The organism is Cellulosilyticum lentocellum DSM 5427, from assembly GCF_000178835.2.
GTDB classification, from domain to species: domain Bacteria; phylum Bacillota; class Clostridia; order Lachnospirales; family Cellulosilyticaceae; genus Cellulosilyticum; species Cellulosilyticum lentocellum.
Genome location: NC_015275.1, coordinates 4108591 through 4130071 on the forward strand (window position 1 = coordinate 4108591; position 21481 = coordinate 4130071).

Consider the following 21481-nt stretch of genomic DNA (forward strand, 5'->3'; position numbering starts at 1 on the left):
CTCATAATATTAATAAAATGGAGCTATACAGTTACTTATATTGTATTTATTTTCTTTGCTGTCTTCTTAATGCTTCCTGTCTTCTTTTCTCTTCTTCAGCCCTTTGTATAGCTTGCTGTAAACTATACAATTGACTTTTTATTTGTTTTAATTGATTTTGCCCCTTACCTGATTGCTGTGTATATTCTGCATAACTATCTTTAAAGGCCTCAAATGATATACCCTTCCAGTATAACCCACCTTTCTGCACAGACTGATTTAGACATTTATCATCATTAAATAAAGTGTCTAGGCGCCTACTAATTCTGCTAACTGTACTATCAAGTTCTGCCATATTCTCCTCCCTTATTACAATATCTATCAAGAAACTATATCATTCAAATAAAAGGATTACAATCTTGTAATCCTTTTATTTCCCCTTACTATTTACTCAATTGAGCAGCAATCTCTTGTTCTTCTTTTTCCTTAGCATCAGCTGTTGCTTTAACTTCAAGGCTAATGTTTGTTACACATTCAATAAGTTTCTTAACATTTGGCTCAATCTTATTGTATTGATCTAGGAATTTCTTCCCAGAATCACCTTTCCACCAAGAAGATGTTTCTTCAATAAGTTTTTTAACTTGTTTCATTTGTTTGTCTAGCTCTTTTGCTTGATTATCAATACTAGTCGTCGTTTTTCTGGCTCTTGCGACGTCAAATTCCATCATTTCTGCCATGGTTAATTCCTCCCTTAATATGTACTCTTTTATTATTTAAATGATGCTGCAATTTTCTTTTCTGTTTGTTCTTTGATGTCAGCAATTTTCCCCAATTGAGTGCCAATATCTGTTACCAGCTTAGAAAGTTCTACTAAGCTTGGTGCAAACTTGGTGTACTGTGCATTAAATGCATCTTGTGAATCACCTTTCCAGTAGCTGTTTACATCTTTGATGTCTTTGTCTAAGTTACTTTTGATACCGTCCACTTTTTTGGCTTCTGATTTTAACTTTGTTGACATGGTTTTGGCTTGTCCAACGCTAAACGTCATTTGTGCCATAATTAATCTCTCCTTTTAAATTTAAATTTATATAGTCGCTAATTTTAGCGGTATATACTTGTTCTTGGTTATTAAGTAGCCATCCCCTAATTGCATTTCTTTTTCATAATAACCATAAGGTACTCGTATATTGTATAAACTTTGCTCTTTTATACTGCCTAGCAATACCCCTACTTGTGCTTCTTTGATAGCCTTTACTAGACCATCCCAGTTTTCATTGTATTCAGCTTCTATGCCTGCTGCTAAAATGATTACTTTTAAGCCATAACACTTTTTGATAACAAACTCCATTAATTCTTTAAAATCAAAGTCGCCATCTTCTGCAAACTCATTTATATTATCAAATGCAATGACAATTTGCTTCCAACTTGTATATACCTGATTCACATCCCCATTATTTCTTCTACACTCATTAAGTTCTTCTCTTCTTTGCTCTAGCGTATCTCTTAATTCACTAGTGATCTCTTCTATCTCACCATTCTTAAGATCAAAATGTTCTATCTCCTGAGCTAAGTTAAAGAGCCCCATATTGTTAGAATCTGCTAGATAAAGTTGCAATTGTTCTTCCCCAACTTTTTTTCTAATTGCCTTAATCCATGAGATGAGAGTTGTGCTCTTACCTGTTTGTACCTCTCCAGCTACCATAATGGCTATATTCGTCTTAAGATCTATGGTTACTGGTAACATATCATTCTGATTAAGACCAATAGTAAGCATATCAGGTGAGGTTTCTTGGTTAATCTTTAGAATGCTTATACGTTCTGGCATTTGTGGAATAGGGACAGCCTTTTTTATACCATCCATCTTATTAAAATACTTCACTACATCCAAAATCGTTTGTTCCTTACCATATGGTAAGGTTGCTTGAAACTCTACTGGGTATTCCACTTTAATAAGACCTCTTCCAAGTACCTTATCTGGTACTAAGCCTTCTGTTCTTCCCACTACATTTGAGTACTCTGTTTCATCTGTCAACTGCAACGAAATAGCCATTTTAAAGTTAATGCTAAATTTGTACCTTATTAGAGTCGGGCTATTAGAGGTAACAATTAGATAAATACCATATTTTAGTCCCTCTCTAGAAAGAGTAAGAATCTTTTCATCTACTTCTTCATAGGTTTCACTTAATGCAAAATAATTATCTATAACTAAAATAATATATGGGAATTTTTGTTCTGACATTTTATTATAAGCCTGTATATTCGCTACAAAATGCTGCGCCATTGCTTCTTTACGTTCTTCCATCATTCTAAAAATAAAGAGCATAAATTGATTAATCTTATCTTCATCCTCAATGCTCATTACACCACCACAGTGAGGCATTTGCTCATACTTCTTAAGCGTTCCCCCACCAAAGTCCATAATGTATAAGCTAAATTGCTGTGGACTATAGCGATAGGCAAGAGACATCACAATTCCTTCTATTAGAGTAGTCTTCCCTGTACCTGCTGCTCCATAAATAATAAGGTTTCCTTCGGAGGTAAAATTCAATGCCAATGCTTCTTGCTTCTGCCCTTTAGGGTCATCCTCAATACCAATAGTTGCAATTAATTCTTCATTTTGATTTTGCCATACTTCTTTTTGCTTATCTTCTTCTGGCTTGATATAATCTAATACTTCATCTAAATAGATAGTCTCAGCTAATGGTGGTAGCCATGGTCCCTTAAGTGCTTCTATCTGATTTTCTTTAGCTACTGCTGTAATATATTCCACCATTGCCTTAAGCTGTGAATCTCTTTCTGACTTATCTACATGCTCTTGATCCGTTGGATAAATCTGCGCACTTCTGCCATCCAGATTAACTTTAAATAGTTTCTTTTTACCCTTACTTTTCTTACTAGCCTGCCCATCAGGATCATAATCTGCTCCCGAGAAAGTAGATTGAAACATCTCAAATATTTCATCATTACCGACTTGAATATACCCACGACCTGGTTCCTTAATCATAGCTGCATCAGGCCGTTTAATAACATCCCTACTATCCGTCTCATCTTGAACCTTTAAGCAAATTTTAAAACGTGAGTTACTCCAAATCTGGTCATCTACTACACCTGCCGGTTTTTGTGTTGCTAAGATAAGGTGAACACCTAAGCTTCGTCCAACCCTGGCTGCACTAACTAATTCCTTCATAAAATCAGGTTGCTCAGCCTTAAGCTCAGCGAACTCATCTGCAATCATAATGAGATGAGGTAGTGGTTCTTTAGCTTTACCGGCATGATAGAGCTTTTGGTATTTATCAATATTATTCACTTCATGGGCTGAAAATATAGCTTGTCTTCTCTTAAGCTCACTCTTAATAGAAACAAGTGCCCTTGTTGTTTGATTTCCACCTAAGTTAGTAATAGTACCTACCAGATGAGGCATGCCTTTAAAAACATCGGCCATGCCTCCACCTTTATAGTCAATAAGTACAAAAACTACATCATGTGGATGAAAGTTAATTGCCAAAGAAATAATAATACTTTGTAAAAGTTCACTTTTACCTGATCCTGTCGTCCCCGCTACAAGTCCATGAGGTCCATGACTTGTTTCATAAGCTTGCATATCTAAATTAAATAACTCGCCACCAGCTCTAGCACCTATAGGTACCCCCATACCATTGTATGTTTTATTAGCTCGCCACTTATTTAATACATCTACATCTTCTACCCTTTTAGCTGACATGGTTTCTAGTAAAGTAATAGATTTGGGTAAGGTGAAATTAGCAGAAGATTTTTTCAAGCGTACAGGTGCTAAATATCGGCTTGCTTTTTCTAACTCTTCAGCATTTACAGCATCTACATTAAAAGTAACCTGTATGCCGTTATCCTTATTAGCATAGTTGCCTACCTGCCCTTGAAGAGTTACAACACTCCTACAATTCATTGGTAAATACTCTTTGCGCTCCGCTGTGAAAATTGTAGAAACACCTAGATGACGATGTCCACTAAAAAGATATTTACTAATTGCTTCTTCTTCTAAAAGCTCAGAGTCAGATACGACAAATACATATTGTGAAAAGCTATAAGCGCCTTGATCGGACTTGCTTACTCTATTTTCTCTTTCTTTAAACTGCTCAAAAAGAATACCTAATGTATTATGCGCTATAGCTGAACCACACATCATAAAACGAATTCTAAAATCATCATCCCATACATGTGGTAGATACTTAATCCACTCCCACTCTGCAAGCTCATCTTCTTTTAACAGAAGAACTAATTTTACATCTTGATAGCAATGATTAGTTACTATCTGTAAGGCAAGTACTTTAAGTAATTCTCTTACTTCTTTTTCACTTCCCGCAATTCCACAGAGCTCTGACTTTAAGATTTCTAGACATACAGGTAAATCACTTACCATTTCAAAAGCTTTCCCTAATTTTTCTGGTTCTTCTTGAAGAGGATCTGGCTCCAAAAGTAGCCCAGCCTTTTGATATTTAGGCTGTAAAGAAGCAGGAATACTTCCAATTCCCATACGCACTGACAAAAAATCTTCATGTGCAGGTGTCCTCTCCCATAATTTACTGTCAGTACTCTTTAACCTATCTAAGCAATCAGCTGGTGATGGATTAATCTCATTCATAGCTACGATTTGTTGCTCTTTGGCTAGAGTAAACTCTGTCTTTAAATCATTGATTAACTGTAAATATTTTTTCTTTCTTGTTCTTATGTACTTTTTATACTTCTTTATCTGACTGGTTGCATTAAGTATGGATATAAATATTGTTACAGCAGTTGTAGCCATTGTGATATAGATATAAAAAGAATTGGATTTCATTGCCATACTCATTAACACGGAACCTGCAATCATCACTGCTGGTGGTAATAATATACTCAGCCACCCAATCTCTGGTTTATCTTGATTGGATGGTGGTGCTGGGATCTCCACTTCTCCTTTAGGTAGTTCTGGTAGAAAACGTGGTGGTCTACTAAAAATAATGCCCTTATTTTCCTCCATAATAGCTATTTCCCTTCCTTGTTTATCTTAACTAAAATGATTCAATGACTGGTATTGCTTTTCCCCCTTGAATAGGTGCTTTCATCCATATTTTTGTATCCTTACTCAAATAATATAGATTGTTATCAATTAAATGAAGGTAATCAGCTCTCTCCGGTACTATCTTAAATTGCAAATCACTTTCTATACTATATCTATAAATGTGAGAGTTTTCTTTTGCATTACTATAAAAGATCTGTCCATCTATAGCTAGGATACTACTTGTCATACTCCCCTCTATAGTCTTTGCATCTCCATTTTCTAAATCGATATAACTTAATATGTATTCTTGCTCTTTATCTGCAAAGACCAGATAATTCCCATTACAAATTAAACGTATAGCTTGGTGTTTACTAATTTTCTCATTTTCCCTGCCATTAAAAGATGTCATAAAGATTCCTCTTTCATTGCTATAACATATACCTTTCTGTGTTATAACAAAATTAGAAATCTCCTGGTCTATAATGCTATGTACTGCTCTGTCTTCTATGCCATAGCAATAGAGCTGCCGATTTTTCTCATTAATATAAAAGAGGTCACTTTTATGTCGTTGTAAAAGATAAACTGGCTCCTTTACCAATGTTACCTCTATTCCATCACCTATAGACATTCTACAAAGGTATCTATCCTTCAGTTCATCACTATAGTAAATATATGCCTCATCTTCATTCATAAACCAAGGCATTATCTCCTTTAATTCTTGACATCTACCACCTTGAAGCCAGTACATTCCTGCTCCTTTTACTTTATTACCAATAACAACTTTGTCCTCAATTTGACAAATCAACCCTCCATTTTGTATATTATTAGCTTTCATTTTTTCTCCTCTTAAAGTAACGTAATTTGCGAACCATTAAAAACACCTTCTTTTATAAGTACTTCATCCTCCCCTAGTATTCTTCCTAGCGGCTCTGCTTGAAGAACCCTTTTAGCCGTGGTTTTAAGATGAAATGCTTCACTAATCATTTCTATCAGTTCACCAGCTGTAATCTCTCCAGGTATTTTTAGCTCATAACTTGTATCTTTACTTATATTGAGTGTTATAAATATATAATCCATCTTTTGATCTCCTTTAATTCTTTACAAATAAGAGATACTCTTTCTTAAACTCCAAGGCATAATCATCATATTTAGACTTATCTTCTAAAGCCTTTAAGATGCCTACTTTAAACTTATAGTTAGTTTTAGCATAAATCTCAACTTGCTTTTTTTCCTTATCATCATAATCGTCACCATCACTAATTTGAAACTCTACATGTATTTCATTGAAATCATCATTATAGGAATCGAATGTCATGGAGCCATACTCACCTTGGTTTCTAGATGCTTCACTTAAATCTAAACTATTACAGAATGCATCTGAGAAATAATCATAGAATGCTTCTATATCTATTTCTGCATCTAGATTCTGCATGCTTTCTTCCTTTAAACTTCTATCTCTGGCAGCGCGGAAGGAATTATTAATGGCTGAATTGATTACTATCTTCTGCCTACAAGCTTCTGCCATCTCTGTAAAAGGCTGTACTAAACTAGATAGAAAAACAATCCCTAGAACAATGTATGAAAGCTCCCTCATAATTCCCTCCTATTTAATAGTGTAGTAATCCAAATCTTTATAATGTTTCAGGCCTACTGTCTTCATGGTAAAATGCCTATCTAGCTCTTTTGTAATGGTTTTTCCCCATATTTTAACTCTTAATGGATACACAGCTCTTATCGTTACCTCAATGGTATGCCCTCTTTGTTGATAAGGTTTATCTTGGTCCATACTAGTCTCAAAGAGTGTTTCATCATCATCATAATAATTGTATTCTTTTCCATCTTCTCTGCGTATTGTGATACGAATTTCATCAGAATATTCTTTAAAAATAGGCTTGTCTTGCAGCCTAGATAAAGTATCATGGTAATAAGAATCTTTTAAATAATTATCTCCTGCCACTATCTGTGAAAGATTAAAGGTCTCAACAATAAGTGTTGTATACCATGGAAAAAAATAAATAAAACTAGTAAACACAAATAGGGCAACTGCTACAATGATACTAATAAGGGTAGCTTTAGCAATACCTCTCACTTAAGCCCCTACCATTCCTTGAATTGTATCAAATAAGAAAGTCCATACCTCTCCAATCCAACCTTCTAATAACCCACCTTGTAACAAACCAATAACAAACCCAACAATAATAATAATGCCTACTGTGATTGCTAATTGTTTGATTCCAAACTCACCTTTTTCTTCCTCTAGTAACTGCTTAGTTTCTGTAAATACCTTTAGTTTAGCTACTTCCATCTTTTCTTTTATTTTTTTCATTTTTAAATCCTCCCTTATTATTTATTAATCTATATGCTCCTATTAAATAGGTTTACATATTTATTTATTGAAACATAGTCATTGACTCCATAATGGTAAATAGATAATATACAAAAATATAAATGCCTAATACAATTATTAAAACAAGCTGTATTTTTACATTAGATTTTTCTCTTTTTTCTAACTCATTCTCTAGTTCTCTTACTCTAAATTCATCAAGTTCATTTTTTAAATAAGCCATTTGTGAGACATTATCATATCCTTTAAGTCTCGTTTCCATGATGTCACAAAACTTAATAATATAGTGTAGTGGTACTCTCTTTTTTAACTGCTTTAATACAAACTCTTCTCCAAAATCAATATTATCTAACATAAACCCTAGTTCCTCTGCCATATAGATATTAGCATTAGGTAAATAATCTCTAATCACATCTGCAAAGAAAATATTAACTGTTTTTGAATACTGATAATACACCATACTGTAAAAGGCGGGAAAATCATTAGCTATATACTTATTTTTAAGTTCAATTGTTTTTTCTAACTCATCTACAGGGTACAGCCATCCTAAGACAACTAGGATTAAACAAGCATATCCTAACATTGTATTTACTTTAAATGCGAAAATAGAAAATGCTATTGCCATCCCTGCATAAAGAAATTGATTTAATCTCACTTCCTCTGGTGTCATATCTTTATCCAAACGTTCTAACATTTTCTTTAATCTTTTTCTTTCTGCTTCACTTAGAAGGTAGACTATATACTTCTTTCCAATACGACGCTTGATGGCCTTCATCTTTGCTGCTTGTTTCTCTTTTTTAAGTTGCTTTTGGTGAGATCTTGTTCTCTTTTTATGCTTATTACTTACAGGTCTATAATAGGGATATAAGAAAACCTTAACTAAGTAAATTACACAGGAAATAATCATTAATTTACTAATAAAAATCATTTTTTCTCCCCTCCTACACTTAAATCTCCTTGAAGGGATTGACATCTAGCAAAACTGATACAAATGATACTAATCATTGCCGTATTAATAATCTTTCCAGCTTCGGTTCCCACCATAAATTCTTTAAATCCTTCTACACTAAGCGCATAAATAAAGAAAACGATAATAATAAAAGTTTTAATTAAAAAATCCCTATTCATCTTTCTAAAAATACGCTCTTTTTTAGCATTCATTTCTCGTAACACGGCATTTTCATCTACAATATCTAAAAACACATCTGCCATTCCTTTTCGCTCATTATATTCAAATATAATTGCCTTTTTGGTGAAGTTATCGAACTTACTACCTAATTGTTTATTAAGTAATGTAATAGCTTGCTTAAAGGAATATCCATTTTGCTCACAGTTATCAATAAACTGTGCAAAATATGGTCTAATATTAGAATTAATGTATTCATCACTTTCCATAACCTTCTTAATAGCTACCAATACACCATCTCTGGCTAATGGACAAATAAGGTCTTCAGCATCCATAATACTCTCTAACTTTTCCATTCGAATACTTTTAGACTGCATAACGAAAAAGGTTAATAATCCTATAAAAAGTGCTACTGCAATAACTACTGCTAAGCTGACACTTTGGATAAACAAAACAATTATTAAAACTATAATAATAAAAAGAATTGATAATAAAGAAGTAAAGCTTTCTAAAGTCAATGGTAAATTAAAGTCTGAAATAAGACTCTCCACTAACCTATTATATTTTGCAAATAAATTTTCTTTTTCAAGTACAATCTTTTCTCGTTTCATACGTTCTATATAACGTTTTTTATTATAATCTTGAACGTAATCGACTAGAGTAGTACTAATATCCATTATTAGTTTATATAAATCATCAAAAATTTTAATATCGAAGAAAAGAAGCATAAATATAAAGGTGGTAGCTCCAAGAGCTAAACTAACTATCAAAGCTAAATTCATCTGTTATATACACCTCTTCCTCATCATCACTCACTGGTTTTAACAGAAAATCAAACCGACTTTTCTTAATTCCAGCTTTAAGCATAGCTTGTTGCGTTTTCTCAGAAAGTTGTCCCACACGTTTATGCCTACCTATAATTTTTAATACGCGATGTGTCTCCTGATCTTCTATAACATCTTCACACACAAACTTATAAATAGGATTAACAATAGGTTCAAGTCCGTCTGCTCCTAATATCTCTGAAATAGACATAACCTTCCTTGTTCCATCTGCTAGCTTTTCCTGATAAATAACAAACTTTACAGCACTACATATATTTCTGAGTGCCAACTCTGCTGGCTCATTAGATTCCATTAAATAAGCTGTTAAGAACCTATAGATAGCTTCTTTATCACCTTCAGCATGAAGTGTGGTAAAGAAAAAGTGACCTGTTTGTGCAGCTCGTAAGGCTGTAGCGAACTCTTTAGGTTGCCTAAGCTCACCAGGTCCAATCCAATGTGGAGACTGTCTCATGGTATTAATGAGCAAGTCTTCCATAGTGGCCGGACTATCTTCGTCATCTTCCCCTGTAGATTCATACTGTAAAACGTCATTGATAATGCGACCATTTTCATGGTCATTTTCCCTTCTTACTAAACGCATCTCAGAAGGATTTTCAATAGTGATAATACGTGAAAGAGGGTTGATTTGCTTTACAAGTAACTCATTAAGAGTTGTCTTCCCACTTCCTGTTGGTCCTACAGTTATCCAAGATAAATCTCCTTGCGGAACAAGTGCTAAAAGCCTGTACATATTGTAAGAAAATGATTCACTTTTAATCATAATATTCGGAGTAATATTCTTTTTACTAAATTTTCTTATAACAAAAGCAGGTACATCATAAGGTGAAATATCTGCATGTGTTGCATTAACGCGATAACCTTCTATTGTCCTAGCATTAACCATAGGTATCTTAGGTGTTAATCTTACCTTAGATACTCCAATAAGTTTAGAAATAATACGCTCCATATGCTCTTTATTCATGAAGTTCTTATCCCAAATAACTGTTCTGCCTTCTTTTTCTACAAATATTTGATCTGGCCCATTAGCCCTAATCTCATCGATTGAAGGATCGTTCATAGCTTCTGTAATAGGACCATAGTGAGTAATCTCATCTGCCAAAGCTTGTTTTAGATCTTTTAACTCAGTATAACCTTCAACAATTGGCTTTTGAGAATCTACAAATTCGTTAATGTAGGCTGCTGTAATCCCTCTTTTCTTCCCTGGGTCAGTTTCTCTTCTAAAGGCATTAGTTGCATTGCTACTAATGTATTTTTGACAAAACTCCAAAGCTTCATTAAATTTAATCGTATTATGCTTTAGCTTTTCATCTATTTCTTCTTCTGAGACACCCTGCCTTCTTTCATACATGGTTTTTTGTTGCAACTCACTTATTTTGGCACGATTAAGCATTTTGACTCACTCCCCTCTTAACTACTAGCCTAAAATGATCTGCATTAGATTATGTATCCCTGCTACATACTGTTTATTAATGATACTAGAATGTTTCATATAAATATTTCCTTTAAAGTATTCTTCAATAACACCTTGAACTAAAGGAAGCTGTGCAACTAATTTTAATTCAGTTTCCTTAAGCGCTCCATAATCATAATTTGTATTCAAGGTATTTACATAGATCATATTAGTAAACTTAGCAGTTGTAATCCCCACTGAATTTGCAAATTCTAATAATTTTGTAGCATTAACTATACTTTCTATTCTTTCACTTACTGTGATAAATCCCCTATGTACTTGCTTCATGCTTGCTAAACAAAATTCCAGTGGTGGATTATTAGGTATATCTACAAGTACAATGTCAAATATTTCCTTTAATTCTTCAATTACCCGTTCTATATATTCAAACTTAAAGTCCACATATTCTTCAATCAAATCATAGGGACTGGGTGAGAGCAAGTATAATTGTTTATACTTTGTTGTATTAATATGTTCTCTAATATCTGCCTTATCATCTCTTAGTACACTAAGTAGTCCCTTTCCTCTTTCATTGTGCTCTAAATCTAAGTAATTATAGAGTGTCGGATAAAACACCTTAAAATCCACAATGCATGTATTAAAATTTTTTTCAGCTAATAAATACCCTAAGTTACTAATCAATGCACCATTATCCGCAAAGTCACTGGCAGAAATAAACCCTATAACATTATAGAGAATCTGCTTTTGTGCTCCCCCTATTTGTTCATTATCTTGAGGTGTAATCTTCTCTAATAAACTTTTAATCCCTACTTTTCGTCCTCTTTTATCCATCGTTGTACCTCGCTTTGTAAAGTTGGTAATTGTTCAATAATTGGATTACTATTTTCACGGCTTAAAATGGTAATCAACAATTCACCTTCTTTTAAATTGGCATACTTAGCATATTCGTTAATTTGTTCTTTTGTTCCTGCTAGTACAAGGGCTCTTGGCAAAATACTCTTTAAAAATTCATCACTTTTCATAACTTGTTGCCTAGACTTTTCATCTAAACGTAGTACTTCCTTATATACTTCATAGATAGAGTGACTATCTGCATTAAGCATGTCCATAATTTCAATGCTATCAAAAATAATTTGTGTTCTTATGTTTTTCTCCCTTGCATCTTGATATTCTATAGAACTATTATCACTACCATACCAACTATCCGCTCCTGTACCAGAATCTTGTTCTGAAAGTTCATATGTTGCCCTTATTCTTACACGATCACCTGGCATTAATATATCTCCTCCACACTTGAGATAATTATACTGAAGCGTAATAACCTCATCATCTTCACCAAGTTGATACAACCACTCATTTGTAATAGGCCTTTCTCCTCCTAGCTGATCCTTATAAACTATACTATCCTTTCTGAGATAATATAAAGTATACATTCCTATAACATTATCTATATCCTCAGCTAATACCATATCTGGATTATATTCTGTCCGAATAACATTATATTTCTCTACATCCTCCTCAGTGACAAGAGCATCCATCTGTAGTCCTTCTGGATTTTTTATTCTTACTACAGCCACAGTATTTCTCGTGTCCTCCGCTGCTTTTGTTATACTAACATATGAGACAATAATGACAATAATGCTAATAGTCACTGCAATAACCTTTTTAATCATATTTTTATTAGGTGCTACATTTTTTACTGATTTTACATTTAATTTCATCTTAATTAGCTCCCTCCATAATACGCAGTAATACATTAGAATAGTATTCCTTAAAGGCTTTATTAGTTTCTACAATAGGAATATCTCTTTCTATCTGCATATCAAAATCTTCTTCTTGTCTTACAAACCCTGCAATTGGCATTTTTATAGAAAGCTCCTCACAAAGGTCAGAAGCAAAAATTTCACTCACCTTATCTGGTGTAAAAAATTCATCTTCATATTGTGCTCTGTCATTATATCTAGTAATAACTAGCTTAGACTTTGCATTAACGTATCCTATGTTTTCACTTGATAAACAATTACCCATATTCCTAAGGGTAGTGATAATAGAATACTGATTATTATTGGCACACAACGCAAAAGCATCAATATTTGGAATAACTTCTTCAAAATCCTTTAATACTTCAAAAGGTAAATCTAGTAGAATGACATTAAAATGTTGCCTAAGTACAGTTAGTAAATTCATTAACTTGCTAGTATTAAAAAATTGATTCATCAAATGCTTATCTTCAAAATTATAAGTCAAGCCAGTAAGCCATAATTTGCTGGCAACCTGACAAGCATTACTTTGATAGTCTTGAGGTTTTGCAAGACATTTTAGTAAAGAGGCTGCTAAATGCTCATCCCTTTCAGCTTGTCTCATAAATTCACTAAAGTATAAATTAGTGGTCCTATTATATATATCCAAATCTATGATAATGGTGCTTAGGTTGCGCTTAGATGCTTCATAACCTATGTTGACTACTGTACTAGTAATACCTACACCTCTATGACCGGTTACTCCTATTACTCTACTTATGCCCTTTCGTATATGCTTGAATCGCTTATCATCACTCTCTTCTTCTGCCTCTTTTTTTGCTCGGAATACACCACTAAATCTTCCGATAAAAGAACCTTTTTCTTTCTTAGGCTCTTCTTCTACTTGTTGCACTAGTTTATTTTCCTTTACTGCTTCTTCCTTTGTGCTTCTTGGTGCTTCATCTTCCACAATACTCTTTAATATTTGATTATATTCATCCTCGAATAAACGAATGTCTTGATTGTAAAATACTTTAGTACCATCAAATTTATGCTTATATTCTAAGTTACTTGTCATCATTACAATTTCTTTTTCTTTATCTATCTTTTTAGTTTCAATTAATATTTTTTGTAAGTTTTCTAAGGTCTCATCTATCCCCTCATCAACTATTAATACTGTATTAAAGCGCACACTTTCCTTTTTTAATAATTCTATTAATTCAGAAATATAAATAGGTTGCTTATTGATTATGTTTTTTTTATATGCTATGTTTGAATAAAGTTTATTGTTTATACTTCCTGCTACTAATAATATTTCCAATATTAATTTCTCCCCTTTTTATATCATTTTAAATACTATAGATTGGTGGCATATATGATTAAATATATAATTTTACTTATCTTTCTTCTTTATTTTTCTTATACAGATTATTGTTATAGAAGGATTCCTAATAAGGCTATCTTTTTATTATTAATAATAGGATTTTGTTTCCTTCCTTTTTCACATCCTATATCTCATTATTGCATAGGTTTATTTTTTCCCTCATTTATTCTATTTTTTCTCAATGTCTTATATAGTAAATTTATAGGTTTAGGAGATATTAAGCTTCTTATATGTACAGGATTATTTTTAGGTTTTAAAATAAATACCTTATTATTTGTATTAACCTGTACTTTGGGGCTAATATTTTGTGCTGTTTATACTTTTTTCTCCAAAAAGCGACTTTATTCCCTACCATTAGCACCTTTTATATGCTTTTCCTTAATTTACTTATTGTTTTTTATATTGTAATTACTTAAACCAATTACAATATTTAGTATTTTAATATAATATATATTATATTAAAATACTAAATATTTCAACATTTGTTTTAATTTTATTCATATATTTATATCAAAATAAGCCTAAAAGAAAGTGAGAACTAGCTAATAATATAATCTGTTATTCTCATAGCCTCCCAAGTGATACCTCGCAGTTACTTTTATAATCAGTTCCTCCCCTTGCAAGCAATATCAAATAGCTAAATAGTTCTTGACTCCTATCCCTCAAATGCTCTACCTTTTTTGAAAGCAAAAAATAAAAGGCGATACTTAGAAAAATTTCTAGTATCGCCTTTTATTTAATATGATATTTTTATACTTTATATTATCTACGTTCGATATCTGCGCCTAATACCTTAAGCTTTTTCTCTATGGCTTCGTAACCTCTATCGATGTATTTAACATTTTTAATATGTGTTTCTCCCTTAGCACGAAGTCCAGCTAAAACTAAGGCAGCTCCTGCTCTAAGGTCTGTGGCAGCTACTTCTGCTCCTGTTAATTCACTTACGCCTTCAACTGTAGCTGTGCGTCCATCTACTGTGATTTGAGCGCCTGTTTTCTTAAGCTCATCAATATACTGGAAACGATTGTCCCATACCCCTTCAATAATTGTACTTTTGCCATTAGCTATGCTTAAAAGTACTGCCATTTGTGGTTGAAGGTCTGTTGGGAAACCTGGATGTGGTAGGGTCTTCACATTAGTACCTTTAAGAACCTCTGGTGCTGTTACTCTAATGTAATCATCACCTTCTTCAATCTTAATACCCATTTCCATCATTTTTAAGCTCACTGAATACATGTGTTCTGGAATAATATTTCTAACATATACATCACCACCTGTAATAGCACCGGCAATCATGTATGTTCCAGCTTCAATTTGATCTGGAATAGCAGCATACTTACCACCTGTAAGTCTCTCTACCCCTTTGATACGAATCACATCTGTCCCAGCACCTTTAATGCTTGCACCTGCTATATTAAGAAAGTTAGCAACATCTACTACATGTGGCTCTTTTGCCGCATTTTCAATAATCGTTGTTCCTTCTGCTAAGGTTGCTGCAAGCATGACATTAATCGTAGCCCCTACGCTGACTACGTCTAAGTAAATTTTAGTTCCAACTAATTTTTCGGCATAAGCCTTAATAATACCATCTTCAATGGTTACTTTTGCTCCTAATGCTTCAAAGCCTTTAATATGCTGATCAATAGGCCTCACACCAAAGTTACACCCTCCTGGCATAGCTACCTCTGCCTTTTTGAAGCGTCCTAAAAGTGCCCCTATTAAATAATAGGAAGCTCTAATATTTCCAACAGCTTCATTGGTTGCCTTATAACTATATAAGGTAGAACCATCTACTTCTAAGGTATGTTCATCCTTTAAGTGAGCTATAGCACCTAAGTCTTCCATAGCACTTTTTAATTTAATAACATCATCTATATATGGTAAATTTTCAATTTCACTAATTCCATCTACTAAAAGAGCTGCAGGTAAAATGGCAACTGCTGCATTTTTTGCTCCATTAATTACTACATCGCCTACCAGACGCTTTCCACCTCTTATATACAACTCGCTCAACCTTAACACCTCTTAATTATTATTTAACAAAGCATTGCACTCTACGCCATCTTAGATTATAACATTAAAACTAGTAAATAAAAAGTTTAATTTCATTATTTGACAATTTCATTGGTATAAGCATTAACAAATAACGTTTTTTCTAAACCATCTACCTCAATTTTATACATTGGTACAATTTCTTCTCCCCACAAATTGCTTCCCTTTTTCTCAAGCCTTTTATACCCTAAGGTAATATCCTTTATAACAATATTCCCTTCTAAGGGAATGTATTCCTCGATGCCGAAAAGAACTAGGTCTATAGGCGTAATTCTCTGCTTTTTACCGTTTGCTGCATTCACTTCTCCTAAGTAAATTGTTGCACTTCCTATGCCATTTTCATATACCTTCATTTCAATAGGCAAGTCAAATATAGGAATATGCTCAAAAATAGGAAAATAGGTTATGATTACACTATTCTCCTCTTCTTTTATTTCAACAGACGCATTTTTATAAAGCTTGCCTACTCCAAGCCTTTTGATAAATGCTTCTGCTTTTGCTTTTGCTTCTGTAATACTAGGTTTAACACCTAATAAATTGACACCCGTATTCGTATATGTTATTTCTTCTTTATCAAATGCTAAACGCTCATCTTCTGTATTAAAATAATAAACTTTGGACGCAAAGTGTTCCTTACTATTCTCTGTAGAACGGCTTACTTTAGACAAATCATTCCCCCAAAAAACTTTGACTAAATTACTTCTTACTGCTACATTATCGCCTGTATAACTTAAAGTAGCTGACATCTTAGGAGCAAATTCTTTAGGTAATTCGGCTTCTAATGTGATACCACTTTCCGTTAATAACCCTAAGATGTTATTTATCCTGGTTTGTGAAAGCTGATATTGTGTCCCTCGTCTAATGCTAATAAAAATAAACAATATCAAATTAATGCCTATAAATAATAAAATAAGCCTCTCTAATATTTTTCTTCCATTCATTTCCATCCCCCATATCCGGAAATATAGGATTTTATATTTCCCATAAAATAAATATAACAAAAAAAATTGACAATGTGAAGTAACTTCGCATTGTCAATTTTTTCTACGGAAAGTACCACTCATCTTCAAACAAGGATGCCCAATCAAAATCTATCTTTGATTCTACGCTTTGAATAATATAAGCACACTCAATATAATCTAATGGATCTGCTTCTAAATCGCTTATATTACAGAGCTGCAATGTATCATTGATAGCACCTTTAACTTCTCTTGTTAATTCCTTATAGCTTGCTACATCCTTATTGATCATTTCTAATTCTAGCATAAGCCAACTGCCTCTTACAATTTGATTACTTTTTATAGCTAACTCCAAAAATTCATTGGTTTTGAGTTCGGTTTTTACATGGTCTGTAAGTAACACTTCGAAGTCTTCATAACGATAACCAAAGCGATAAATAGTTTCTCCTGATTTCTCATCTTCAACAATTTGTTTTAAATAAAGTCCTTTTTTTAGTTGCTCTGGAATAGCCTCTGACTCAGCAATAAAATTATTAATCTTATTCATTTTTTCTACTGCCGATAGCTTGATTGTATCTCCTGTTATTAATTTTTTAAACTCTAAAACACCCTCATTAGAATATCTAATATTCAAATTAAGAGAATCACTAAAAACAATGCCATCTGGCGTAATACTATAATCCTTATACAATGGATTCTTAAAAAAAACATTAATATAGCTTTCTAATTGATTAATCTGCTCGGCTTCTGTTTTTCCTGTAATAATCGGCTTTATATAAAGCTCTTTATAAGGAATCGGCAGGTTTTGATTGTCTAGAGGATAAAATACATTTTTTAAAAATGCATTACTATAATTACTAAATAAACTGTAATTAGTATTTAATAAGCTAGCTTGATAGGTCTTAACTCCTTCAATCTTATTTTCATCATTATAATGCTTGATTGTCTTATTATGTAACTCTAACCTGCCTTCTAAAGTAACTTTTGCAGTAACCTTTTGCTTTTCATTGATGAGATAAATATAGTTACGATAACTATCACTCTCGCTAATATCAATAAAAATTTCAGAAATCTTATCCATTTCTTTTTTACTATTTTCTTTATTGATTGTAAAACCTAAAATTTCATCTAGGCTTAAGCTTAGTCCATATTCATATACGAATCCCTGTCTTGCTAAAAGTTGGGCATAAGTATATTGATCTTCTGAAGCAATCTTATATTGCCCTTTTTTCATCTCACTAACTAGTTCTATTAAAAGCCCTAATCTGCCTTGATCATTATCCCCGTCAATTTTATAAGCCAGACCACTTTTGTTAACCCATATCTCCTTTGGCTGAGTCACTACATCACTAGATGTGTCACCTAAAAAATTATGGCTTGACGTATCGCCAAGCCATAATATTGTAGTCTGCCATATGCATAATATAATGAGGGTGCCTAGGATACCAAGTCTAATGAAATTATTTCTCATATGCTCACCCTTATCTTGCTTTGATTATAAGTTTGCTTTAACCACGAAACTTTCAATTGCTTTTTTGTTTTCTGCACTTTCGCGTTTGATATAAAAGACCATTACATCCTCTTTTTTATCTGCTTTATTCACATAAGTGATTTTAATCTTATTATCGCCTTCTAAAAGCTCTATAAGTTGTTCAAAACCTTCTGAGGTATCAACCTTTATAGTATAGGTGTTACTAGCTTCTTCACTATACTCTTCTTTATTAGCTGTTTTATTATAAATAGCAATTGTGATTTCTGTTCCTTTATTCACATTGCCTATTAAAAGCTGTTTACCTTCAAAGGTGGTATTAGCTACTTTTAAACTTGAGTTGTTACGGGCGATTTTAACGTAGTCATCCTCACTTACTAAATAATCGATGGAATTACCATCTTTTTCCTCTGTTACCACTTGCACATTAACACCTTTAACTGCCTCTTTTGTATCATTAGCATAAATGGCACTAGCATATAAGCTCATCATCACAAATACAAATAAGAAAACTAAACTTTTTCTTCTCTTCATGACTACAATCCCCCTTTCTCTAAATCTAAAAGTCATCTATTATTAACTTTTCATTTGTCATATAGTCATTTATTAATCTACTTATATTATAATACAAATTTTCTGTTTTCAATATTACAATATGATTACATCTTATAACATTTTCATTACGGCTTCTGGAAAATTTAAAATCACCTTTGTCCCTTGTCCTAACTGGCTTTCAATCTTTATGTCCCCACCATGAAGAAGCATTAATTCTTTGGCAATAGATAAGCCTAGTCCTGTACCACCCATCTTTCTAGAACGCGCTTTATCTACTCTATAAAAACGTTCAAAGATGCGTTCTAAGTCCTCTTCTGGTATACCCATTCCTGTATCAGTGATTTCTACTATAACATATGCATTTTCCTTCTTCATGTAGACACCTAAGGTACCTGGCTCTGGGCTATATTTAATAGCATTGGATAAAATATTATGTAAAATTTGTCTTATACGAGAAAGATCGCCCTCTATGAAATATTCTTCTTTTTTATCATAACCTACTTCTAGCTGGTGACCATGTTTAATAATATGTATGTACTGAGCTTCTAGCACCTCTTCTAAAAGAGGCTTTAAGTTAAGCCTAACAAATTCTAGCTGGATTTGCTTGTTATCAATACGAGAAAGCTCCAATAAATCTTGAACTAAGGCCGTCATACGGTCTGCTTCCTTTTCCATAACACCAAGGAAATGCATAGCCGTCTCTTTTTCATCAATAGCGCCATCTAATAAGGTTTCTGTATAACTCTTTACAGTGGTAAGTGGTGTACGTAGTTCATGAGATACATTTGCTACAAATTCTTTACGCATTTGATCTAACTTTTGCTGTTTCGTAACATCTTGGATAACCACTACTAGGCCATCTGCTTCTTTTTTAGCATTTAGATAAACATCAAAATGCATTTTTAAATATCTATCACCTATAGTTAATGTTTGATCTGCGCCTTCATAAGGCTTACCTGCTAGTAGTTCTTCAAAGTTAACCTCAAGACCTATATTTTCAAAAACTTCTTCGAAATTAGGAGCCATACTAGTAGCACCTATCATTTCATAACATACAGAATTAACATGAATTAAAACGCCTTGCCTATTAAAGGCCATAACACCATCAGCCATATGTTCAAAAATTTTTTCTAGTTTATTCTTTTCACTAGTAATGACCTCCATAGTAGTACTTAATTGACTTGCCATGTAGTTAAAGCTCTGAGTCAATTCTCCAATTTCATCTGCTGCTTCTACAGGTATTCTATTAATAGAATTACCAGCAGCCAATTTCTTTGAGTTATTAGTAAGTGCTTTTATAGGTGAGGTAATCATATTAGAAAATACAATACCACAGAAACCCGTAATAAACATAGCTAGCACCAGTCCTATGGTAATCGTTTTCATGATGCTAAAGATATTATTGTGTACATCTACTATATTAGCCTTAATATAAATAATACGTTCGATATCTCCCTGTTTATTCAAGATAACCCTTGCATGATCTGTATATTCACTGCCAGTAAAAACAGAAAAATGGCTAATTTCAGCTGTAGCCGACTTTTTGGTTCTTTTAGCCCTAACAACTACTTCCTCTTTTACACGTTCACCTATACTTAATTTACCACCTGTAGTACTTTCCACTCTTCCTTCTGAATCTAAGCAATAAATTTCATATTGATCATCTACCTGATTGCTCAAATCATCTAGATTCCAATTGCCTCTCTCTTCAATGTTTTCAGCCATGTTTTCGATGGTGCTTTGTACGCTTTCATAACTTCTTTCTTCTGTACTATATACAATGTATGTACCGCTTATGAGCATAATGATGATAATAGTGCACAAATAAATCAATACGATTTTAAGCTGTATGCTTGTTCTCATAACTTAGCCTCTAAAATAATAGCCTACACCTCTTTTGGTTAATACATAAGCTGCTTTGGAGGCATCGTCTTCTATTTTCTCTCTTAGTCTTCTAATGGTTACATCTACTGTTCTTACATCACCATAATACTCATAGCCCCAAACCTTTTCTAATAACTCTTCTCTAGAAAACACCTGTCCTTTGGCTTGCCATAGGAATTTTAAAAGCTCAAATTCTCTAAGAGTTAAATCAATAGCTTCATTATTTTTACTTACTTCATACTTTTTAAGATCCATACACAAATTATCTTCTACTAAGTTATCCTCGTTAGCTTCTGCTTTATTTCCCTCTGTCATTTTTCTTCTAAGTCTTGCTTTTACTCTTGCCATAACCTCTCTCATACCAAAAGGTTTTGTGACATAATCATCAGCACCCAATTCTAAAGCTAAAACTTTATCGATTTCATCTGCTTTTGCAGAAATAATGATAATAGGCACTTCTTTGGTTTGTCTAATTTCCTTACAAATTTCTAGGCCATCTTTCTTAGGCAGCATAATATCTAGTAGGACTAGGTCTAAATCCTTTGTTTTGATAAGATTTAGACCCTCTTCACCATCATAGGCTGTATATACCTCGTAGCCGTCCTTTTCTAGGTTATACTTAATAATGTCCGAAATAGCTTTTTCATCTTCAATAATACCAATACGTTGCATTGAATCTCCCCCTACTTGATCTCTTTTT

At 33.1% G+C, this 21481-nt stretch carries 22 protein-coding genes; 1 reads left to right on the top strand and 21 read right to left on the bottom strand.

Annotated features, from left to right (window positions below; all coding sequences use genetic code 11):
• Positions 1-46: 46 nt before the first annotated feature.
• The 15 genes from CLOLE_RS18830 to CLOLE_RS18900 all read right to left on the bottom strand — a co-directional run bounded on the left by CLOLE_RS18830 (position 47) and on the right by CLOLE_RS18900 (position 13779).
• Complete coding sequence (locus tag CLOLE_RS18830) at positions 47-334, bottom strand: WXG100 family type VII secretion target (protein WP_013658711.1); 288 nt, start codon at positions 332-334, stop codon at positions 47-49.
• Between the two features lie 88 nt (positions 335-422).
• Positions 423-716: a WXG100 family type VII secretion target gene (locus CLOLE_RS18835; RefSeq protein WP_013658695.1), complete on the bottom strand. Its 294-nt coding sequence runs from the start codon at positions 714-716 to the stop codon at positions 423-425.
• A gap of 32 nt (positions 717-748) precedes the next feature.
• Entirely contained in the window at positions 749-1036 is a 288-nt protein-coding gene (locus CLOLE_RS18840) for a WXG100 family type VII secretion target (protein ID WP_013658696.1), read from the bottom strand.
• A 27-nt stretch (positions 1037-1063) separates the two neighbouring features.
• Positions 1064-4972 (bottom strand): type VII secretion protein EssC, encoded by a 3909-nt coding sequence (gene essC / locus CLOLE_RS18845; protein ID WP_013658712.1) that lies wholly within the window; start codon positions 4970-4972, stop codon positions 1064-1066.
• Between the two features lie 31 nt (positions 4973-5003).
• Positions 5004-5828, bottom strand: a complete 825-nt coding sequence (locus CLOLE_RS18850) for a DUF5050 domain-containing protein (RefSeq protein WP_013658713.1) — start codon at positions 5826-5828, stop codon at positions 5004-5006.
• A gap of 11 nt (positions 5829-5839) precedes the next feature.
• On the bottom strand, positions 5840-6070 hold the full coding sequence (locus tag CLOLE_RS18855) for an EsaB/YukD family protein (RefSeq protein WP_013658714.1): 231 nt from the start codon (positions 6068-6070) through the stop codon (positions 5840-5842).
• A gap of 13 nt (positions 6071-6083) precedes the next feature.
• The gene (locus tag CLOLE_RS18860) at positions 6084-6587 is read right to left on the bottom strand and encodes a hypothetical protein (RefSeq protein ID WP_013658715.1); all 504 of its coding nucleotides are present in this window, start codon (positions 6585-6587) and stop codon (positions 6084-6086) included.
• A gap of 9 nt (positions 6588-6596) precedes the next feature.
• Positions 6597-7082 carry a hypothetical protein gene (locus CLOLE_RS18865; RefSeq protein WP_013658716.1) on the bottom strand — a complete coding sequence of 162 codons (486 nt, stop codon included), beginning with the start codon at positions 7080-7082 and terminating at the stop codon, positions 6597-6599.
• On the bottom strand, positions 7083-7319 hold the full coding sequence (locus CLOLE_RS18870; protein ID WP_013658717.1) for a hypothetical protein: 237 nt from the start codon (positions 7317-7319) through the stop codon (positions 7083-7085).
• A gap of 64 nt (positions 7320-7383) precedes the next feature.
• Positions 7384-8265, bottom strand: a complete 882-nt coding sequence (locus CLOLE_RS18875) for a hypothetical protein (RefSeq protein ID WP_013658718.1) — start codon at positions 8263-8265, stop codon at positions 7384-7386.
• Complete coding sequence (locus CLOLE_RS18880; RefSeq protein WP_013658719.1) at positions 8262-9245, bottom strand: hypothetical protein; 984 nt, start codon at positions 9243-9245, stop codon at positions 8262-8264. Before CLOLE_RS18880 ends, CLOLE_RS18875 begins: the two co-directional genes overlap by 4 nt.
• Positions 9223-10698 (bottom strand): ATPase, T2SS/T4P/T4SS family, encoded by a 1476-nt coding sequence (locus CLOLE_RS18885; protein WP_013658720.1) that lies wholly within the window; start codon positions 10696-10698, stop codon positions 9223-9225. The genes CLOLE_RS18880 and CLOLE_RS18885 overlap by 23 nt, the downstream gene beginning before the upstream one ends.
• A gap of 24 nt (positions 10699-10722) precedes the next feature.
• The gene (locus CLOLE_RS18890; RefSeq protein ID WP_013658721.1) at positions 10723-11550 is read right to left on the bottom strand and encodes a MinD/ParA family ATP-binding protein; all 828 of its coding nucleotides are present in this window, start codon (positions 11548-11550) and stop codon (positions 10723-10725) included.
• Entirely contained in the window at positions 11526-12440 is a 915-nt protein-coding gene (locus CLOLE_RS18895; protein ID WP_013658722.1) for a hypothetical protein, read from the bottom strand. Before CLOLE_RS18895 ends, CLOLE_RS18890 begins: the two co-directional genes overlap by 25 nt.
• A gap of 1 nt (position 12441) precedes the next feature.
• Complete coding sequence (locus CLOLE_RS18900) at positions 12442-13779, bottom strand: P-loop NTPase family protein (RefSeq protein ID WP_013658723.1); 1338 nt, start codon at positions 13777-13779, stop codon at positions 12442-12444.
• A gap of 54 nt (positions 13780-13833) precedes the next feature.
• Between CLOLE_RS18900 and CLOLE_RS24090 the strand changes: the two genes are divergently transcribed.
• The gene (locus tag CLOLE_RS24090; RefSeq protein ID WP_013658724.1) at positions 13834-14250 is read left to right on the top strand and encodes a prepilin peptidase; all 417 of its coding nucleotides are present in this window, start codon (positions 13834-13836) and stop codon (positions 14248-14250) included.
• Positions 14251-14604: 354 nt separating this feature from the next.
• On the opposite strand, the gene CLOLE_RS18905 is transcribed toward CLOLE_RS24090, so the two are convergent.
• The 6 genes from CLOLE_RS18905 to CLOLE_RS18930 all read right to left on the bottom strand — a co-directional run bounded on the left by CLOLE_RS18905 (position 14605) and on the right by CLOLE_RS18930 (position 21453).
• Complete coding sequence (locus tag CLOLE_RS18905) at positions 14605-15855, bottom strand: UDP-N-acetylglucosamine 1-carboxyvinyltransferase (RefSeq protein WP_013658725.1); 1251 nt, start codon at positions 15853-15855, stop codon at positions 14605-14607.
• Between the two features lie 95 nt (positions 15856-15950).
• Entirely contained in the window at positions 15951-16835 is an 885-nt protein-coding gene (yycI, locus tag CLOLE_RS18910; RefSeq protein WP_013658726.1) for a two-component system regulatory protein YycI, read from the bottom strand.
• Between the two features lie 103 nt (positions 16836-16938).
• The gene (locus tag CLOLE_RS18915; protein ID WP_013658727.1) at positions 16939-18324 is read right to left on the bottom strand and encodes a hypothetical protein; all 1386 of its coding nucleotides are present in this window, start codon (positions 18322-18324) and stop codon (positions 16939-16941) included.
• Positions 18325-18348: 24 nt separating this feature from the next.
• Positions 18349-18876, bottom strand: a complete 528-nt coding sequence (locus tag CLOLE_RS18920; RefSeq protein ID WP_013658728.1) for a hypothetical protein — start codon at positions 18874-18876, stop codon at positions 18349-18351.
• 132 nt (positions 18877-19008) lie between these two features.
• The gene (locus CLOLE_RS18925; RefSeq protein ID WP_013658729.1) at positions 19009-20760 is read right to left on the bottom strand and encodes an ATP-binding protein; all 1752 of its coding nucleotides are present in this window, start codon (positions 20758-20760) and stop codon (positions 19009-19011) included.
• A gap of 3 nt (positions 20761-20763) precedes the next feature.
• The gene (locus CLOLE_RS18930) at positions 20764-21453 is read right to left on the bottom strand and encodes a response regulator (RefSeq protein WP_013658730.1); all 690 of its coding nucleotides are present in this window, start codon (positions 21451-21453) and stop codon (positions 20764-20766) included.
• Positions 21454-21481: the final 28 nt, after the last annotated feature.

Excerpts from the sequence above, each read along its gene's own strand:
- CLOLE_RS18830 (WP_013658711.1), bottom strand. The coding sequence starts at position 334 with ATGGCAGAACTTGATAGTACAGTTAGCAGAATTAGTAGGCGCCTAGAC.
- CLOLE_RS18835 (WP_013658695.1), bottom strand. The coding sequence starts at position 716 with ATGGCAGAAATGATGGAATTTGACGTCGCAAGAGCCAGAAAAACGACG.
- CLOLE_RS18840 (WP_013658696.1), bottom strand. The coding sequence starts at position 1,036 with ATGGCACAAATGACGTTTAGCGTTGGACAAGCCAAAACCATGTCAACA.
- essC (WP_013658712.1), bottom strand. The coding sequence starts at position 4,972 with ATGGAGGAAAATAAGGGCATTATTTTTAGTAGACCACCACGTTTTCTA.
- CLOLE_RS18850 (WP_013658713.1), bottom strand. The coding sequence starts at position 5,828 with ATGAAAGCTAATAATATACAAAATGGAGGGTTGATTTGTCAAATTGAG.
- CLOLE_RS18855 (WP_013658714.1), bottom strand. The coding sequence starts at position 6,070 with ATGGATTATATATTTATAACACTCAATATAAGTAAAGATACAAGTTAT.
- CLOLE_RS18860 (WP_013658715.1), bottom strand. The coding sequence starts at position 6,587 with ATGAGGGAGCTTTCATACATTGTTCTAGGGATTGTTTTTCTATCTAGT.
- CLOLE_RS18870 (WP_013658717.1), bottom strand. The coding sequence starts at position 7,319 with ATGAAAAAAATAAAAGAAAAGATGGAAGTAGCTAAACTAAAGGTATTT.
- CLOLE_RS18875 (WP_013658718.1), bottom strand. The coding sequence starts at position 8,265 with ATGATTTTTATTAGTAAATTAATGATTATTTCCTGTGTAATTTACTTA.
- CLOLE_RS18880 (WP_013658719.1), bottom strand. The coding sequence starts at position 9,245 with ATGAATTTAGCTTTGATAGTTAGTTTAGCTCTTGGAGCTACCACCTTT.
- CLOLE_RS18885 (WP_013658720.1), bottom strand. The coding sequence starts at position 10,698 with ATGCTTAATCGTGCCAAAATAAGTGAGTTGCAACAAAAAACCATGTAT.
- CLOLE_RS18890 (WP_013658721.1), bottom strand. The coding sequence starts at position 11,550 with ATGGATAAAAGAGGACGAAAAGTAGGGATTAAAAGTTTATTAGAGAAG.
- CLOLE_RS18895 (WP_013658722.1), bottom strand. The coding sequence starts at position 12,440 with ATGAAATTAAATGTAAAATCAGTAAAAAATGTAGCACCTAATAAAAAT.
- CLOLE_RS24090 (WP_013658724.1), top strand. The coding sequence starts at position 13,834 with ATGATTAAATATATAATTTTACTTATCTTTCTTCTTTATTTTTCTTAT.
- yycI (WP_013658726.1), bottom strand. The coding sequence starts at position 16,835 with ATGAATGGAAGAAAAATATTAGAGAGGCTTATTTTATTATTTATAGGC.
- CLOLE_RS18915 (WP_013658727.1), bottom strand. The coding sequence starts at position 18,324 with ATGAGAAATAATTTCATTAGACTTGGTATCCTAGGCACCCTCATTATA.
- CLOLE_RS18920 (WP_013658728.1), bottom strand. The coding sequence starts at position 18,876 with ATGAAGAGAAGAAAAAGTTTAGTTTTCTTATTTGTATTTGTGATGATG.
- CLOLE_RS18925 (WP_013658729.1), bottom strand. The coding sequence starts at position 20,760 with ATGAGAACAAGCATACAGCTTAAAATCGTATTGATTTATTTGTGCACT.
- CLOLE_RS18930 (WP_013658730.1), bottom strand. The coding sequence starts at position 21,453 with ATGCAACGTATTGGTATTATTGAAGATGAAAAAGCTATTTCGGACATT.